The sequence below is a fragment of the Belnapia arida genome, assembly GCF_016773205.1.
Taxonomy (GTDB): Bacteria; Pseudomonadota; Alphaproteobacteria; order Acetobacterales; family Acetobacteraceae; genus Belnapia; species Belnapia arida.
The window spans coordinates 162,957-179,269 of record NZ_JAETWB010000003.1 but is presented as its reverse complement, the minus strand read 5'-3'; the positions used below and the strand labels follow the sequence as shown (position 1 = coordinate 179,269).

17 protein-coding genes are annotated in these 16,313 nt (G+C 70.4%); 10 read left to right on the top strand and 7 right to left on the bottom strand.

Features of this window, described 5'->3' with window-relative positions:
• Positions 1 to 2 precede the first annotated feature (2 nt).
• Entirely contained in the window at positions 3 to 1,628 is a 1,626-nt protein-coding gene (locus JMJ56_RS10560) for a flavin-containing monooxygenase (RefSeq protein ID WP_202831587.1), read from the bottom strand.
• Positions 1,629 to 1,732: 104 nt separating this feature from the next.
• Between JMJ56_RS10560 and JMJ56_RS10555 the strand changes: the two genes are divergently transcribed.
• The gene (locus JMJ56_RS10555) at positions 1,733 to 2,419 is read left to right on the top strand and encodes a substrate-binding domain-containing protein (protein WP_202831586.1); all 687 of its coding nucleotides are present in this window, start codon (positions 1,733 to 1,735) and stop codon (positions 2,417 to 2,419) included.
• A gap of 3 nt (positions 2,420 to 2,422) precedes the next feature.
• On the opposite strand, the gene JMJ56_RS10550 is transcribed toward JMJ56_RS10555, so the two are convergent.
• The gene (locus JMJ56_RS10550) at positions 2,423 to 3,217 is read right to left on the bottom strand and encodes an IclR family transcriptional regulator (protein ID WP_202831585.1); all 795 of its coding nucleotides are present in this window, start codon (positions 3,215 to 3,217) and stop codon (positions 2,423 to 2,425) included.
• Positions 3,218 to 3,312: 95 nt separating this feature from the next.
• Here JMJ56_RS10550 and JMJ56_RS10545 point away from each other — a divergent pair, with 95 nt between their 5' ends.
• The 5 genes from JMJ56_RS10545 to fahA are packed head-to-tail and all read left to right on the top strand — an operon-like array spanning position 3,313 to position 8,915.
• A complete protein-coding gene (locus tag JMJ56_RS10545; protein WP_236037637.1) occupies positions 3,313 to 4,983 on the top strand; it encodes an FAD-dependent oxidoreductase in 1,671 nt (556 codons plus the stop codon).
• 10 nt (positions 4,984 to 4,993) lie between these two features.
• On the top strand, positions 4,994 to 5,221 hold the full coding sequence (locus JMJ56_RS10540) for a DUF2783 domain-containing protein (protein ID WP_202831584.1): 228 nt from the start codon (positions 4,994 to 4,996) through the stop codon (positions 5,219 to 5,221).
• Between the two features lie 23 nt (positions 5,222 to 5,244).
• Positions 5,245 to 6,225 carry an MBL fold metallo-hydrolase gene (locus JMJ56_RS10535; protein WP_202831583.1) on the top strand — a complete coding sequence of 327 codons (981 nt, stop codon included), beginning with the start codon at positions 5,245 to 5,247 and terminating at the stop codon, positions 6,223 to 6,225.
• 12 nt (positions 6,226 to 6,237) lie between these two features.
• On the top strand, positions 6,238 to 7,587 hold the full coding sequence (gene hmgA / locus JMJ56_RS10530; protein ID WP_202831582.1) for a homogentisate 1,2-dioxygenase: 1,350 nt from the start codon (positions 6,238 to 6,240) through the stop codon (positions 7,585 to 7,587).
• A 5-nt stretch (positions 7,588 to 7,592) separates the two neighbouring features.
• Positions 7,593 to 8,915, top strand: coding sequence for a fumarylacetoacetase (fahA, locus tag JMJ56_RS10525; protein WP_236037636.1), 1,323 nt, complete (start codon positions 7,593 to 7,595; stop codon positions 8,913 to 8,915).
• Positions 8,916 to 9,053: 138 nt separating this feature from the next.
• Here the strand turns inward: fahA and JMJ56_RS10520 are convergent, their stop codons facing one another.
• On the bottom strand, positions 9,054 to 10,028 hold the full coding sequence (locus tag JMJ56_RS10520) for a Bug family tripartite tricarboxylate transporter substrate binding protein (protein ID WP_202831581.1): 975 nt from the start codon (positions 10,026 to 10,028) through the stop codon (positions 9,054 to 9,056).
• Between the two features lie 85 nt (positions 10,029 to 10,113).
• On the opposite strand from JMJ56_RS10520, the gene JMJ56_RS10515 reads away from it, so the two are divergent.
• Positions 10,114 to 10,986, top strand: a complete 873-nt coding sequence (locus tag JMJ56_RS10515) for a shikimate dehydrogenase (RefSeq protein WP_202831580.1) — start codon at positions 10,114 to 10,116, stop codon at positions 10,984 to 10,986.
• On the opposite strand, the gene JMJ56_RS10510 is transcribed toward JMJ56_RS10515, so the two are convergent.
• Entirely contained in the window at positions 10,956 to 11,609 is a 654-nt protein-coding gene (locus tag JMJ56_RS10510; RefSeq protein WP_202831579.1) for a TetR/AcrR family transcriptional regulator, read from the bottom strand. The two genes, JMJ56_RS10515 and JMJ56_RS10510, sit on opposite strands and share 31 nt — an antisense overlap.
• Positions 11,610 to 11,678: 69 nt before the next feature.
• On the opposite strand from JMJ56_RS10510, the gene JMJ56_RS10505 reads away from it, so the two are divergent.
• Entirely contained in the window at positions 11,679 to 12,476 is a 798-nt protein-coding gene (locus JMJ56_RS10505) for an SDR family NAD(P)-dependent oxidoreductase (RefSeq protein ID WP_202831578.1), read from the top strand.
• A 73-nt stretch (positions 12,477 to 12,549) separates the two neighbouring features.
• Here the strand turns inward: JMJ56_RS10505 and arfB are convergent, their stop codons facing one another.
• From arfB to JMJ56_RS10490, 3 genes are read right to left on the bottom strand one after another with little or no spacing between them, the layout of a single operon-like run.
• The gene (gene arfB, locus JMJ56_RS10500) at positions 12,550 to 12,972 is read right to left on the bottom strand and encodes an alternative ribosome rescue aminoacyl-tRNA hydrolase ArfB (RefSeq protein WP_202831577.1); all 423 of its coding nucleotides are present in this window, start codon (positions 12,970 to 12,972) and stop codon (positions 12,550 to 12,552) included.
• Positions 12,969 to 13,697, bottom strand: coding sequence for an ethanolamine ammonia-lyase subunit EutC (gene eutC / locus JMJ56_RS10495; protein ID WP_456318786.1), 729 nt, complete (start codon positions 13,695 to 13,697; stop codon positions 12,969 to 12,971). Before eutC ends, arfB begins: the two co-directional genes overlap by 4 nt.
• Before the next feature lie 2 nt (positions 13,698 to 13,699).
• Positions 13,700 to 15,064, bottom strand: coding sequence for an ethanolamine ammonia-lyase subunit EutB (locus JMJ56_RS10490; protein WP_202831575.1), 1,365 nt, complete (start codon positions 15,062 to 15,064; stop codon positions 13,700 to 13,702).
• 84 nt (positions 15,065 to 15,148) lie between these two features.
• Between JMJ56_RS10490 and JMJ56_RS10485 the strand changes: the two genes are divergently transcribed.
• Positions 15,149 to 15,673: a phosphonopyruvate decarboxylase gene (locus tag JMJ56_RS10485; protein ID WP_202831574.1), complete on the top strand. Its 525-nt coding sequence runs from the start codon at positions 15,149 to 15,151 to the stop codon at positions 15,671 to 15,673.
• A 5-nt stretch (positions 15,674 to 15,678) separates the two neighbouring features.
• Positions 15,679 to 16,281 carry a thiamine pyrophosphate-dependent enzyme gene (locus JMJ56_RS10480; RefSeq protein ID WP_202831573.1) on the top strand — a complete coding sequence of 201 codons (603 nt, stop codon included), beginning with the start codon at positions 15,679 to 15,681 and terminating at the stop codon, positions 16,279 to 16,281.
• Positions 16,282 to 16,313: the final 32 nt, after the last annotated feature.

The window sequence follows — 16,313 nt, the reverse complement described above, 5'->3', positions numbered from 1 at the left end:
GGCTACTCCGCCGCGGCCGCCGGCATCGCGCCAGCGGAAAGGCGGAAGCCCTCATAGCCCTTCGCTGCGATTTCGGCGCACTTCTCCCGGTAGGTGCCGACGCCGCCGATATAAGGCATGAAGACCCGCGGCTTGCCGGGCACGTTCGCGCCCATGTACCAGGACGCCGCTTGCGGATAGAGGGTGCGCTCGGCCACCTCACTGCCATGCGCGACCCAGGCCTCCTGCGCCTCCGGCGTCGCCTCGATGGTGGTCAGGCCGCGCGCCCGCATATGGGCGAGGCAGTCGCTCAGCCAGTCCACATGCTGCTCGATGGAAACGATCATGTTGGACAGCACGGAGGGGCTGCCCGGCCCGGTGATCATGAACAGGTTGGGGAAACCCGCCGCCATCAGCCCAAGGTAGGTGCGCGGCCCCTCTGCCCATGCCTCAGCGAGGCCGAGATCGTCGCGGCCACGGATGTCGATGCTGGTCAATGCCCCGGTCATCGCATCGAAGCCGGTGGCGAAAACCAGCGCGTCGAACTCGTGCTCGCCGGAGCGGGTGCGGACCCCGCGCGGGATGATGGCCTCGATCGGCGCCTCCCGCACATCCACCAGCGCGACGTTCGGGCGGTTGAAAGTCTCGAAATACTCGGTGTCGACGCAGATGCGCTTGGTGCCGATCGGATAGCCCTTTGGCGCCAGGATTTCTGCAACCTTCGGATCCTTGACCATGCCGCGGATCTTGCGGCGGACGAACTCGGCTGCCGTGTCGTTCGCCTCCCGGTTGGTGATGAGGTCGCTGAAGGCGCCCATGAAGGCGGTGCCGCCGCGGGCCCAGCGCGCCTCGTATTCCGCCTCGCGCTCCTCCGGCGTCACCTCGAGCGCCGACTTGTCGTTGAGGCCGTAGAGGATGCCGGTGCGCATCATCCGCGCCTTGGCCCGGTGCGCCGCGTAGTCGGACTTCCACCAAGACTCGTAGTCGTCGTCCATCGGCGCGTTGCGCGAGGGGATGCTGAAATTGGGCGTCCGCTGGAAGACGGTGAGCTGCGCCGCCTGCCGCGCGATCACCGGAATGGCCTGGATGGCGGAGGAGCCGGTGCCGATGACGCCGACGCGCTTGCCGCTAAAATCCACCCCCTCATGCGGCCAGTGGCCGGTATGGTAGGTGGCGCCCTGGAAGCTCTCCAGCCCGGCGATCTCCGGCAGCCTTGCGGTGGAAAGGCAGCCTGTCGCCATGACGCAGTACTGCGCGACGTAACGGTCGCCCCCATCCGTCTCGACGGTCCAGAGGGCGTTTGCCTCGTCATAGGCGGCCCGCGTCACCCGCGTGTGGAAGCGTATGTCGCGCCTGAGATCCAGCCGCTCCGCCACATGGGCGGCATAGCGCAGGATTTCCGGCTGCGAGGCAAAGCGCTCCGACCAGCTCCACTCCTGCTGCAATTCCGGCAGGAAGGAGAAGGAGTATTGCATGCTCTCGACATCGCAGCGGGCGCCGGGATAGCGGTTCCAATACCAGGTGCCGCCCACATCCTCGCCCTGCTCCAGCACCACCGCAGGGATGCCGAGGCCGCGCAGCCGATGCAGCATGTACATGCCGGCGAAGCCGGCGCCGACGATCACCGCATCGATCCTGGTCTCGGGCATGCTTCCTCTCCTCCGGGCCGTTTCGGCGCCCTGCTTGATCCTTGCCGCCAGCCCGCCACACTCTGGCCCCCGAAGTCAACGCCCGCAGGCCGGAGAGGCTGACCATGCAGGAACAACCGCGTGCGCCCCTCCGGCTCTACTCCACCCTCGCGGTGATGGGCCTGTTGCAGGAGATGCTGCCGGGGCTGGAGGCGGCACTGGGCCGGCCCGTCGCCGCGGCATTCGCCCCGACTGCCGCCCTGCTCCGCCGCATCGAGGCAGGCGAGGCCGCGGACCTCGCCATCCTGACGGCCGAGGCGGTGGAGGCGCTGGCGGCGGAGGGCCGCCTCCTCCCCGGCAGCCGGAGGGATCTCTGCATCTCGCTCATCGGCGTGGCAGTGCGCGCCGGAGCGCCACGCCCGGACATTGCCACGCCCGAGGCCTGCCGGGCGGCGCTGCTCGGCGCCGGGTCGATCGCCTATTCGCGGGCCGGGGCGAGCGGCATCTTCTTCGCCGGGCTGATCGAGCGGCTGGGCATCGCCGAGGCGGTCAATGCCAAGGCCACCGTCATCCCGCAGGGGCTGACGGCGGAGCTGGCGGCGCGGGGCGAGGCGGAAATCGCCATCCAACAGGTGAGCGAGCTTATGGCGGTGCCGGGCGTCGACATCGTCGGGCCGCTACCGGAGGCGCTCAACACGAGGGCGGTCTTCTCCGCCGGCCTGTTCACAGCCGAGGCAGGCAGCCTGCTGGAGGCGATCGTCCGTGCGATGACGCCGGACCGGCTGAGGGCCAAGGGGCTGCTGCCGGCCTGACCGTCACAACTCCGCGGCGAGGGCGCGGGCCGCCTCGACCACCAGCGCGACGACCGGACCGTCCGCCGCCACGTTGAGCCGCCCGACCCGGCCGAAGACCGTCAGCGCCAGCAGGAGGCGACCGCTCCCGGCCTTGAAAACCGGGGCGGAGACGGCGGCCAGCCCGCCATTCCCCTCGTTTTCCACGGTGGCGAAGCCCTGGGCACGCACCCTGGCCACCAGCCGCTCCAGCTCTGCCATCAAGGCCGGGGCGCAGGGGCGGGCGATGGCGCGGTTCTGCGCCAGCTCCCGCTCGGCCAGCGGGCGGGTCAGGCCGGACTCGCCGAAGGCGCAGAAGACGAGGCCGGAGGCCGAATAGGTCATCGGGCAGACATGGCCGGGCGGGACGCTGGCGGCCAGCTCGTGCCGCGCCGCGACCAGGCGCACATGGGTCGGGCCATGGGTGCCCCAGACCGCGGCGGCGGCGGTCTCGCCGGTGCGGGCGGCGATGGCCTCCAGCGCCCGCTCCGCCCGCTTCAGCGCGTCGGAGCGGCCGAGCGCGGCGAGGCCAGCGCGCAGCATCAGCGGGCCGAGATCGTAGCGGGTGGTGGCGGCATCCTGCTCGGCGAGGCCGGCCCGGGCCAGGCTGACCAAGTAGCGATGCGCCTTGGCCGAGGGCATCCCGGCAGCACGCGCCAGGTCGGCAAGGCGCATCGGCCCGCCCGCCTCCGCCAGGATACGCAGCAGACGCCCAGCGACCTCGACCGAATTGACCCCGCCGCGCGAATCCTCCGGCCCGGCCTGCCCATCGAACGCCACTTGCGATGGCCTTTCACACTTTGCTACAACATTCATAGCGTATTACACAATGCGTAGCAAGATTGGCGGTAAAGCCAGGTCGCGGAGGGGCAGAAATGGACGGCAGCATGGCCGAGCGGGTGGATTACCAGGCCCTCGTCCTGCCGTATGCGCGCTCGCCCGATCAGGATGCTCAGCGGCCGGTGCGCCATCCCGTCATCATCGTCGGCGCCGGGCCGGTCGGGCTCGCCGCGGCCATCGACCTGGCCCAGCAGGGCATCCGCGTCGTGTTGCTCGATGACGACGACCGCCTCTCCACCGGCTCGCGGGCCATCTGCTTCGCCAAGCGCACGCTCGAGATCTTCGACCGGCTCGGGTGCGGCGAGCGCATGGTCGGCCAGGGCATCACCTGGAACCTGGGCAAGGTCTTTTTCCGCGAGGAGCCGGTCTATAGCTTCAACCTGCTGCCCGAGGCCGGGCACCGGCGTCCGGCCTTCATCAACCTCCAGCAGTATTACGTCGAAGGCTTCCTGCTCGATCGGGCTCAGGCGCTGCCGCTGATCGATATCCGTTGGAAGAACCAGGTGACGGCGCTGGAGCCGCAGGCGGACGGGGTCCTCCTGCAGGTTGCCACGCCCGAGGGCGAGTACCGGCTGGAGGCTGACTGGCTGGTCGCGGCCGACGGCTCCCGCAGCCCGATCCGCCGCGCGATGGGGCTGGAGAGCAAGGGGCAGACCTTCCGCGACCGTTTCCTCATCGCCGATGTGCGGATGGACGCCCCCTTTCCTGCCGAACGCTGGTTCTGGTTCGACCCGCCCTTCCACCCCAACCGGTCGGTGTTGCTGCACCAGCAGCCGGACGGCATCTGGCGCATCGATTTCCAGCTCGGCTGGGATGCCGACCCGGTAGCGGAGCGCCAGCCGGAGCGGGTGATCCCGCGCGTGCAGGCGCTGCTCGGGCCGGAGGCGCGGTTCGAGCTGGAATGGGTCAGCGTCTACACCTTCTCCTGCCTCAGGATGGAGCGCTTCCGCCACGGCCGCGTGCTCTTCGCCGGCGACAGCGCGCATGGCGTCTCGCCCTTCGGCGCGCGCGGCGCCAATGGCGGTGTGCAGGACGCCGAGAATCTGGCCTGGAAGCTGGCGCTGGTCGTGCAAGGCCAAGCGCCGGAGAGCCTGCTCGACAGCTACGATGCCGAGCGGGTCCGTGCGGCGGACGAGAACATCCTCAACTCCACCCGCAGCACCGATTTCATCACTCCGAAGAACGAAGCGAGCCGCGCCTTCCGCGATGCTACGCTGGAACTGGCACGTGACTGCGGCTTCGCCCGGCGGCTGGTGAACAGCGGGCGGCTGTCCCTGCCCTGCACCTACCGGGACTCGGCGCTGAACACGCCCGACACCGACGCCTTCGACGGGCCGATGCAGCCCGGCGCTCCGGCTGCCGACGCGCCGGTGCGGGCCGGTGGCGAGGAGGGCTGGTTCCTCAGCCAGATCGCGCATGGCGGCTTCACGCTCCTCTGCTTCGGTGAGGAGCCGCCGGATAACTTCCCCGGCATCCGCGGAGTCCCGCTACGGCCGTTGCTGGTCGTGCCGGCCGGCGCTGCGCAGCGCCAGGCGGCCGGGCTGCCTGTTATCGAGGATGCGGCGGGGCTGCTCGCCCGGCGCTACGATGCGGGGCCGGGCGCCACCTATCTGCTGCGGCCGGACCAGCATGTCGCCGCCCGCTGGCGCCGCTTCGAGCCGGTGCTGGTGACTGCCGCGCTGGCCCGCGCCACCGGCCAGGGTTGAGGAGCGCAGGATGCTGAACACCGATCTCAACCTCGCCGCGCCCGACGACGTGTACGAGGCGTTGATCGAGCTCCACCGCGACCTGGCGCCGGAGCAGAGCCGGCTGGTCAATGCCAAGCTGATCCTGCTGCTGGCGAACCACATCGGCGATGCCGCCGTTCTGCGCCAGGCCATGGCCAAGGCCCGCGAGGGCATCAGTCCCGCCGGGCAGGATGCCACCCTGCGCGCCACCGCCTGAACCCCACGAGAGGATGAGACCCCATGTCAGGCTTCGCCAGCACCACGGACCTCGCCGACAAGAACGTCTCCTTCGAGGAACTCGGTCCCGGCCTCTACGGCTGGACGGCGGAGGGCGACCCCAATTCCGGCATCGTCATCGGCGATGACAGCGTGCTCGTCGTCGATGCCCAGGCGACGCCGGCCATGGCGCGCGACGTCATCGCCCGCATCCGGGAGGTGACCGACAAGCCCGTCCGCCATGTGGTGCTGAGCCACTACCATGCGGTCCGCGTGCTCGGCGCCTCGGGCTACGAGGGGGCGGAGATCATCGCCTCCGACGTCACGCGGGACCTGATCGTCGAGCGTGGCCAACAGGACATGGACAGCGAGATCGGCCGATTCCCGCGCCTGTTCCGGGGCAAGGAGAGCATCCCCGGCCTCACCTGGCCGCATGTCGTCTTCCACAAGCGGATGACGCTGTGGATGGGCCGGCGCGAGGTGCAGATCATCCATATCGGCCGCAGCCATACGGCGGGCGACACGGTGGTCTGGCTGCCGCAGGAGCGGGTGCTCTTCGCCGGCGACACGGTGGAATTCGGCGCGACGCCCTATTGCGGCGATGCGCATTTCACGGACTGGCCGGCGACGCTGGCCGCGGTGCGGGCGCTGGGGGCCGAGAAGCTGGTGCCCGGCCGCGGCCGCAGCCTGCTGAACAAGGCGGAAGTCGAGGAAGGCATCGCCGGTACCATCGCCTTCACCTCGGACCTCTTCGCCATCGCCAAGGCGGGCGTCGCCAAGGGCGCCACGCTGAAGCAGGTGTACGATGAGGCCATGGCGGCGATGCGCCCCAAATACGGGCAGTGGGTGATCTTCGAGCATTGCATGCCCTTCGATGTCAGCCGCGCCTATGACGAGGCGCAGGGCATCGACCACCCGCGCATCTGGACCGCCGAGCGCGACATCGAGATGTGGCGGGCGCTGGAGCAGGGCAGCGCCATGAAATCGGCCGAAGTGCAGTCCTGAGGGAGCAGCAGCATGAACCTCGTCCAGCCCTTCACCGCTGCCGGTGCGGGCACGGCGGAGCCGGCCTATCTCTCCGGCTTCGGCAACCAGTTCGAGACGGAGGCGCTGCCGGGCGCCCTGCCGGTCGGCCGCAACTCGCCGCAGCGCTGCGCCTATGGCCTCTATGCCGAGCAGCTCAGCGGCTCCCCCTTCACCGCGCCGCGGGCGGCGAATGAGCGGAGCTGGCTCTACCGCATCCGCCCGACGGTCGCGAATTGGGGGCAGTTCCGCCGGGCCGAGCCAGGGCTCTGGCGCACCGCGCCCTGTGCGGAGGTGGAGGTGCCGCCGGCGCCGATGCGCTGGAGCCCGGTGCCGATTCCGGAGCGGGGCCTGTCTTTCATCGAGGGGATGCATACCGTCACCACGGCGGGCGATGCCGGCAGCCAGGCTGGGATGGCGGCGCATCTCTACTTCGCCACGCGCTCCATGGAGGACGAATACTTCTACAACGCCGATGCCGAGATGCTGCTGGTGCCGCAACAGGGCGCGCTGCGGCTGGCGACCGAGTTCGGCCTGATCGACATCGCACCCGGCGAGATCGCGGTGATCCCCCGCGGCGTCAAATTCCGTGCGGAGCTGCGTGGCGGGTCAGCGCGCGGCTATGTCTGCGAGAATTACGGCGGCGCCCTCACCCTGCCGGAGCGCGGGCCGATCGGCGCCAATTGCCTTGCCAATCCGCGCGACTTCCTCACACCCGCCGCCGCCTATGAGGACCGGGAGGTGAAGAGCCTCCTGACCGTGAAATGGGGCGGCACGCTCTGGCAGGCGGAAATCCCAGCCTCGCCGCTCGACGTGGTGGCCTGGCACGGCAATTACGCGCCCTATAAATACGACCTCAGGCGCTACTCGCCGGTCGGGCCGGTGCTGTTCGACCATGCGGACCCATCGATCTTCACGGTCCTCACTTCGCCGAGCGACACGCCAGGCACGGCCAACATCGACTTCGTCATCTTCCCCGAGCGCTGGATGGTGGCCGAGAACACCTTCCGCCCGCCCTGGTACCACATGAATGTCATGTCGGAATTCATGGGGCTGATCTACGGCGTTTATGACGCCAAAACGGGCGGCGGCTTCGCCCCGGGCGGCTTCTCGTTGCACAACACCATGCTGCCGCACGGGCCGGACATGTCCGCCTTCGAGGGGGCGAGCAAGGCGGAGCTGAAGCCGCACAAGCTGGAGGGCACGCTGGCCTTCATGTTCGAGACGCGCTTCATGCAGCGCGTCACCGCCTATGCCGCCGGCCTGCCGGAGCTGCAGCGCGACTACGGCGATTACGGCCAGGCGTTGCAGCGCCATTTCGACCCTAGCCGACGCGAGTGGTGAGCGGCATGGCCATGATCGACGCGACGCATGACGCCGGGCTGCGCAGCTGGGTGGACTCGGCCAATGGCCATCCGGACTTCCCGATCCAGAACCTGCCGCTTGGCATCTTCTCCCCGTCAGGCGGCGGGCCGCGGGCAGGCGTCGCCATCGGGTCGATGATCCTAGACCTCGGCGCGGCGCAGGCGGCCGGGCTGCTGCTGGGAGATGCGGCCCGTGCGGCCGAGGCCATGTCCGGCGGCACGCTGAACGCCTTCTTCGCCCTCGGCGCCGGACCGCGCGCCGCGCTCCGCGTCCGGCTCTCGGCCCTGCTGGCCGAGGGCAGCGCGGAGCGGGCGAGGCTCGAGCCCTGCCTCCACCCCGCCGAGGGCTGCACGCTCCACCTGCCTGCGCGGATCGGCGACTACACCGACTTCTATGTCGGCATCCATCACGCGACCAATGTCGGCAAAGTCTTCCGCCCCGACAACCCGCTGCTGCCGAACTATAAATACGTCCCCATCGGCTATCACGGCCGCGCCTCCTCCGTGGTGCCCTCCGGCACGGTCATCCGCCGGCCGCAGGGCCAGCGCAAGCGGCCCGAGGAGAACGCGCCGAGTTTCGGCCCCTGCCGCAACCTCGACTACGAGTTGGAGCTCGGCATCTGGATCGGGCCCGGCAATGCGCTCGGCGATCCAGTGCCGGTCGGCGAGGCGGCCCGGCATGTCGCCGGCTATTGCCTGCTGAACGACTGGTCGGCGCGCGACATCCAGGCCTGGGAGTACCAGCCGCTCGGTCCCTTCCTCGGCAAGAGTTTCGGCACGACGATCAGCCCCTGGGTCATCACGCCCGAGGCGCTGGCGCCCTTCCGCCTGGCCCAGCCGCCGCGCCCCGAGGGCGACCCGCCCCCTCTGCCCTACCTGCTTGACGAGGTCGATCAGCGCGAGGGCGCCTTCGACCTTGAGCTGGAAGTGCTGCTGGAGACGCCAGGCCTGCGGGAGCGAGGCCTGCCACCGCACCGGCTCGGCCTCAGCAGCACGCGGCACATGTATTGGACGGTGGCGCAGATGGTGGCGCATCATGCCAGCAACGGCTGCAACCTCCAGTCTGGAGACCTACTCGGCTCGGGCACCCTCTCCGGCCCGGAGGACTCGGCACTCGGCAGCCTGCTGGAGATTACCAGGGGCGGCAAGCACCCCCTGCTTCTCGCCTCGGGCGAAGAGCGGCGCTACCTCGAGGATGGCGACGCGCTGGTGCTCCGCGCCCGTGCCCGGCGCGAGGGCTTCGCCTCCATCGGCTTCGGCGAGTGCCGCGGCAGCATCCTGCCGGCACCCGTCGCGAAGGTCGCATGAGAAACAGCCTCCGATTCCCGCGCCGTGCCGACCTGGGAGGGATGATCTGCCCTGTCGAACAACAGTCTGGAGGCTCCTCCGCGAGCGTAGTCGGCCGGAAGAGCCTCCAGGGCGGGGGCTAAGCGGCCCGGCTTGCCTCTATTCCAGCGTGATCCCGCGGCTGCGGATCACTTCGCCCCATTTGGCGCTTTCCGCGGCGAGATAGGGCGGGAATTCCTCCGGCGTGCCGAAGGTCGGGAAGATGGAGCCCTGCCGCAGCCGCTCCAACACCTCCGGGTTCTTCATGGTGGCGGCGAGGCCGGCGGAGAAGCGGCGGATGATCGGCTCCGGCGTACCGGCCGGGGCGAGCAGGGCGAAGTCGCTGGTCGCCTGGAAGCCGGGGAAGCCGCTCTCGGCGATGGTCGGCACATCGGGCGCCAGCGGGTTGCGCTCGAGCGTACTGACGCCGAGTGCGGCGATCTGCCCGCCGGCCATCAGCGGCAGGGCAGTGACGGCATCGACGAAGGCCATCTCCACCTCGCCCTGCACCAGCGCCTGCACCGCCGGCGCGCCGCCGCGGTAGGTGACGTTCTGCACCGCGATCCCCGCCGAGCGAAGGAACAGCTCTGTCGCCAGATGGGCGGAGGAGCCGGCGCCGGAGGAGCCGTAGCTCAGCTTGCCCGGCATGGACTTCGCCTTGGCGACGAAAGCGGCGATACTCGGCGTGCCGAGCTTCGGGCTGACGCAGAGGAAGATCGGCGAGATGGCGATGCGCCCGATCGGGGCGAAGGCCCGGTCATCGTCATAGCCGCGCTGCGGGAAGAGGTGGCGCGACATGGCATAGGTGGAGTTCACCCCGAGCAGCAGGGTGTAGCCGTCCGGCCGCGCGCGGGCGACGCTTGCATGGCCGACGGTGCCGGAGGCGCCGGGGCGGTTGTCCACCACCACGTTCCCGTTGATCTCCCTGGAGAGCTGCTGCGCCACCACGCGGCCGACGAAATCCGTGGAGCCGCCCGGCGCCCAGGCGACGACGATGGTAATCGGGCGCCCTGCGGCGGGCCAGGCCTCGTCCTGCGCCAGGACAGGGCGGGCACCGAGCAGGGCGGGGCCGGCGAGCAGGGCGCGTCTTTGCATGGATCCTCCCTCATTCCTTCTGGCTTGACCTGTACGTACCAGTGAGTACATAGATCGACAAGCGGAAACGCTGAAGGATCATGCCATGAGCGAATGCTGGGAGAGCAGGCCCGCCTATCTCGCGGGACTGATCGGCAGCGGCATCGCCGCCTCCCTGACGCCTGCGATGCATGAGCGCGAGGGGGCCGTGCAGGGGCTGCGGGCGATCTACCGGCGGCTCGACCTCGCCGTGCTCGGGCTGGATGCAGGGGCGCTGGACGAACTCCTGATCGCGGCGCAGCGCCTCGGCTTCGCCGGAGTGAACGTCACCCATCCCTGCAAGCAGGCCGTCATCCCCTTGCTCGACGAACTGTCGGCGGAAGCGCGGGCGTTGGGCGCGGTCAACACCGTGGTGCTGCGGGAGGGCCGGCGGATCGGGCACAATACCGATTGGTCGGGCTTTGCCGAAGGCTTCCGCCGCGGATTGCCGGATGCGGCGCGGCGCCAGGTGGTGCAGATCGGCGCCGGCGGGGCCGGGGCCGCGGTGGCGCATGCGCTGCTGGTGCTCGGGGTGGAACGGCTGGCGGTGTTCGACACCGATGCGGGCCGCGCGGCCCGGCTGGCCGAGGCGCTCGCGGCCCGGTTCGGCGCCGGGCGGGCGGTGGCGGGCCTGGACCTGGCCGGGGCGATGGACGAAGCGGACGGGCTGGTGAACTGCACCCCGGTCGGCATGGCGCAATATCCCGGGCTGCCGTTGCCGCCGGAGCTGCTGCGGCCGGCGCTCTGGGTCGCCGAGATCGTCTATTTCCCGCTGGAAACCGAGCTATTGCGGGTGGCGCGGGCGCTGGGCTGCCGGACGCTCGAGGGCGGCGGAATGGCGGTGTTCCAGGCGGTCGGCGCCTTCCGCCTCTTCACCGGCATCGAGCCGGATGCCGGGCGGATGCTGCGTCACTTCTCGGAACTGGTGGGCGCCAGGTAGCACAGCACCATCTCCACCGCCATGCGCCGGTGCGCGGCGGCGACCTCCGCCACCCTCAGGTCGCGCCCGAAGATGGCGCCCAGGGTGTGGCTGTTGGAAACGCGGTAGAAGCAGAAGCTGCTGATCAGCATGTGCAGGTCGAACGGATCGACCCCCGACCGGAAGGCGCCCTCCCGCTCGCCCCGCGCCAGCACCGCGCCCAGCGTGCCGATCACCGCCGCACTGCGCCGGCGGATGGTCGGCGAGGCGGCGACGTTCCTTGCCTCAAGGATGTTCTCGACGCTGACCAGTCGGACAAATTCCGGATGCGCGGCGTGGTGGTCGAAGGTGACTTCCACCAGCCGGCGCATGGCCTCGACGGGTGGCAGGATGTCGGTGGCCAGCTCTCGCTCGGCGTCGCGCATGCCGCCATACATCTCCTCGATCACGGTGGCGAAGAGCCGTTCCTTGCTCTGGAAGTAGTAGTAGATCATCCGCTTGGTGGTGCTGGTGCGGGCGGCGATGTCATCCACCCGGGCGGCGGCGAAGCCCATCTCGGCGAATTCGGCGATGGCGGCGTCGAGGATGGCGCGGCGGGTCTGCTCTGGATCGCGGCTGCGGCGCGGAGCCTGATTATCCGGCATGGTTTGTACTCGACGGTTCGTACAGGGCTAGCACAGCGCGCCTGCCAGCGCGACGGGAGGACAAGAGCGATGACCAAGGACAACCCCTACCCTGCCGACCTATTCGCCGGGGAGACGGCGCTGGTGACCGGGGCGGGCTCCGGCATCGGTCGCGGCGTCGCCGAATGGCTCGGCCGCTGCGGCGCCCGGGTCCTGGCCAGCGACCTCCACGGCGATCGTGGCGAGGCGGTGGTGACGGCGCTGCGGGCGACCGGGGTGGCGGCGGAGTTCCTCCAGGCCGACCTGGCAAGCGCCGAGGGCCACGCCGCCCTGGCGGAGGCGGCCTCGGCACAGGGGCCGGTGGCGATGCTGGTCCACAGCGCCTCCCCACCGCGACCGGAGCGGCAGACGGTTGGCGCCGTCACGCCGGAGGAGTGGGATGCCATGGTCGACACCAATCTGCGCTCCGGCTTTTTCCTGGCCCGCACCCTCGGGCAGCGGATGGTGCAAGCGGGGCTGCGCGGGCGGATGGTCTTCGTCGCCTCGCTGCATGCAGGGACGCCGCGCAACCTGCCGCATTACAGCGCCGCCAAGGCCGGGCAGGTGATGCTGGTGCGGGAGCTGGCGCGGTATTTCGGTCCGGCCGGCATCCGGGTGAACGCGGTGGCGCCGGGGGCGATTCCAGGCGGCGGCTTCCAGGGTGATTTCACGGCGCTGGCGCGGAAGGTGCCGATGGGCCGGGTCGGCAGCCCCGAGGACATCGCCCGAGCCGTGGTGCCGCTGCTGTCGGACCGCTGCATGCCCTACGTCACCGGCGCATTCCTGCCCGTGGACGGCGGCTTGGCCCTCGGCAACTGGATCGACAACGCCTCCGCCCTCGACGACTAGCGGACTGAAGCCGGTCCAGGCCGGATTCCTGCCTGGTGCATGGGGTCTGGGGAAGGCAAGGCCTTCCCCAGGATCAGTCCGTCGGCTGCCGCCCCCGCCCCTTCTTCACATCCGCCCGCTTCGCCTTCCCCTCCAGCCTCCGTTTCTTCGAGGCCAGGGTCGGCCGGGTTGGCCGACGCGGCGGAGGGGGTGGGATCGCCGCCTCGCGGATCAGTTCGAGCAGTCGCTCCAACGCATCCTCCCTGTTCCGCTCCCGCGTGCGGAAGCGCTGGGCGGTGATGATGATGACGCCGTCCTGCGTCAGCCGGTGCCCCGCCAGCCGCTCCAACCGCGCCCGCACCGCATCGGGCAGGTTGGGCGAGAGCCTGGCATTGAAGCGGAGCTGCACGGCCGTCTCCACCTTGTTGACATTCTGCCCGCCGGGGCCGGAGGAGCGGATGAAGTCCTCGGTCAGCTCATCCTCGGCGATGGCGATGCGGTGGGTGACCCGGATCATGGGGCGAGACGCGGCGCGTTGGGCTGCTCGTCCTTCAGGGCGACACCGGTGGCGCCCAAGCGCCGCGCGGCGCCGGCGAGCCAGAGCAGCTTCTCCGCCGCCGCCTCGGGCGCGAGGCCGCCGGGGCGGATGTTGGAGATGCAGTTGCGCTCGGCATCCGTTCGCCCGCGGGAGGGCCCGAGGGTGAGATAGAGGCCGAGGCTGTCGGTTGCCGACAGGCCAGGCCGCTCGCCGATCAGCACCGCCACCATGGCGGCGGCCATGGCCTCGCCGATCTCGTCGCCCAAGGCGACGCGGGCCTGGCTGGCGAGGACGATGGGGGCAAGGGCGAGGCCGGCCGCCTCCAGCAGCGGCCGGGCGGCGGCGATCAGCGCCGGGGCCTGGTGTTGCACGCCAATGGCGCAAAGCCCATCCGCCACGACGAAGAGGAAGGCGCCGGGCGCCGGCGGCAGGCTGGCGCGATCCGCCTCCCTCAGCCGCCGGCCGAGATCGGGACGCAGGAGGTAGGCCCGGCGATCCGCCGCCTGGCTGGCGACGCGGATGGAGGGCCGGCCGAGCGCCGCCTCCAGCGCATCGAGGTCGAGCGCCGAATGCACCGCATCCCGCGCCCGCGCATGCGCCTCTTGGAAGTCGAGATGCGCCGCGGTCGGCAGCCCATGCCCGGCCCGGCCAAGCGCCACGCGCGCCGAGGTGAAGCGGCGCAGCTCCACCCAAGGGGTCGGCATCGTCATGTCAGGCCGATCAGCGCCGGGGCCAGCGGCAACTGCCCGGCCCCGCTCGCCGCCTCGATGCCCATGCGCTCCATCCAATCCTCGAATTCCGGCGCCGGCTTCCGGCTGAGCGCGGCGCGCAGGTAGAGCCCGTCATGGAAGGAGGTGGATTGGTAGGCCAGCATCACGTCATCCGCCCCGGGCACGCCCATCACATAGGTGACCCCGGCCACGCCGAGCAGGGTCAGCAGCGCGTCCATGTCGTCCTGATCCGCCTCGGCATGGTTGGTGTAGCAGACATCCACCCCCATCGGCAGGCCGAGCAGCTTGCCGCAGAAATGGTCCTCCAGCCCCGCCCGGGTGATCTGCTTGCCGTCGAAGAGGTATTCCGGGCCGATGAAGCCAACGACGGTATTCACCAGCAGGGGCGAGAATTCCCGCGCGACGGCATAGGCCCGCGCCTCGATGGTCTGCTGGTCGCAGCCGTGATGCGCCTCGGCCGAGAGGGCGCTGCCCTGGCCGGTCTCGAAATACATGCAATCGGTGCCGACCGTGCCGCGCTTCAAGGCCAGTGCAGCGTCCTGCGCCTCCCGCAGCAGGGCGAGGGAGACGCCGAAGCTGCGGTTCACGCCCTCCGTCCCGCCTATCGACTGGAAGACGAGGTCGACCGGCGCCCCGCGCTCCATCGCCAGCAGGCTGGTGGTGACATGGGCGAGAACGCAGGACTGGGTGGGGATGGCATAGCGCTCCCGCACCGCGTCCAGCAGGTCGAGCAGGCGGATCGTGGTCTCGAGATTGTCGGTCGCAGGATTGACGCCGATCACCGCATCGCCGGCACCCAGCAGCAGTCCGTCGAGGATGGCGGCGGCGACGCCACGCGGGTCGTCTACCGGGTCGTTCGGCTGAAGGCGGAGGGAAAGCCGTCCCGGCAGGCCGAGCGTGTTGCGGAAGCGGCTGGTGACGCGGCACCGGGCCGCGACTGCCACCAAGTCCTGCAGCCGCATGATCTTGGAGACGCCGGCCGCCATCTCCGGCGTCAGGCCAGGGCGGAGGGCGGCCAGCGCCGCCGGCTCCGCGGCGAGCAGCCAGTCGCGGAAGCCGCCCACGGTGAGATGCGCGACGGGGGCGAAGGCCGCCGGCTCATGCCGGTCGAGGATCAGCCTCGTGACCTCGTCGGTCTCATAGGGAATCACCGCCTCGTCGAGGAAATGCCGCAGCGGCAGGTCGGCCAGTGCCCGCTGCGCCGCCACCCGCTCCTGCGCCGTCGCCGCCGCCACCCCGGCCAGCACGTCGCCCGAGCGCAGCGGCGTCGCCCGCGCCAGCAGGGTCCGGAGGTCCGGGAAGAGGTAGCGGGTGCCGCCTACGGCATGCGCAAAGCCCATGGCCGGTGTGTAGCAAGCCCCGGGCCGCTCTTGCCAGCGCGGCCGGGCGGCGGGAGGATGCCTCAAGACCTAAGGGGGAGACGCATGCCGGACGCCGCAGAGGACTGGCCCGACGAGATCTATGGCCTGCTGAAGGAGCACGATATCCGCCAGGTGGCGCTGGTGCCCGATGCCGGGCATTCGCGCCTCATCAAGCGCTGCCTCGCCGACAACGACATGCGGGTGGTGACGCTGACCACCGAGGAGGAGGGCATCGGCATGCTCTTCGGTGCCTGGCTCGGCGGCGAGAAGGGCGTGCTGCTGATGCAGAGTTCCGGCGTCGGCAACTGCATCAACATGCTCTCGGTGCCGATCGCCCACCGCACGCCGCTGCCGATGATCGTAACGATGCGGGGCGATTACGGCGAATTCAACCCCTTCCAGGTGCCGATGGGCAATGCCACCCAGCAGGTACTGGAGGCGATGGGCACGCTGGTGAAGCGCGCCGACGCGCCGGAGGATGTGGCGCCGACCGTCAACGCCACGCTGCGGATGGCCTTCAACACCTACCGCCCGACCGCGACCCTGATCGGCCAGCGGGTCATCGGCGCCAAGACCTTCGGGAAGTGACCGCCATGCGCACCGGACCTACGGGCAAGCTCCTCCGCCGCGACGTGGTCGCGGAACTGCTGCGGGACCGCGGCGGGCTGCTGGCGATCGGCGGCCTCGGCGCTCCGGCATGGGACATCACCGCCGCTGGCGACGTGCCGGAGAACCTGCCGCTCTGGGGCGGCATGGGCGCCGCCGCGATGATGGGCCTCGGCCTAGCGCTGGCACAGCCCTCGCGCCCAGTTGCCGTCATCACCGGCGATGGCGAGATGCTGATGGGTATCGGCAGCCTTGCCACCATCGCCGTGCAGCGGCCGCGCAACCTCGCCATCATCGTCCTCGACAACGAGCATTACGGCGAGACGGGCATGCAGGAGACGGCGACGCGCCATGGCGTGGACCTCGCCGCCATGGCGCGCGGCGCCGGCATCGGCGACTGCCGCCTGGTCCGGACCGCCGAGGAGGTGACGTTCCTGCGCGAGGCGATCCATGCCGGCACCGGCCCGATCTTCGCCCAGGTGAAGATCGACGAGGCGCCGGTGCCGCTGGTCCTGCCGCCGCGCGAGGCTTCGATTCTCCAAGCCCGCATGCGCGAGGCCGTGCTCGGCCCCGCCGCCCATCTGCAATGAGCATTTTCAAGTCCGGCGCGAGCGCCGGACGA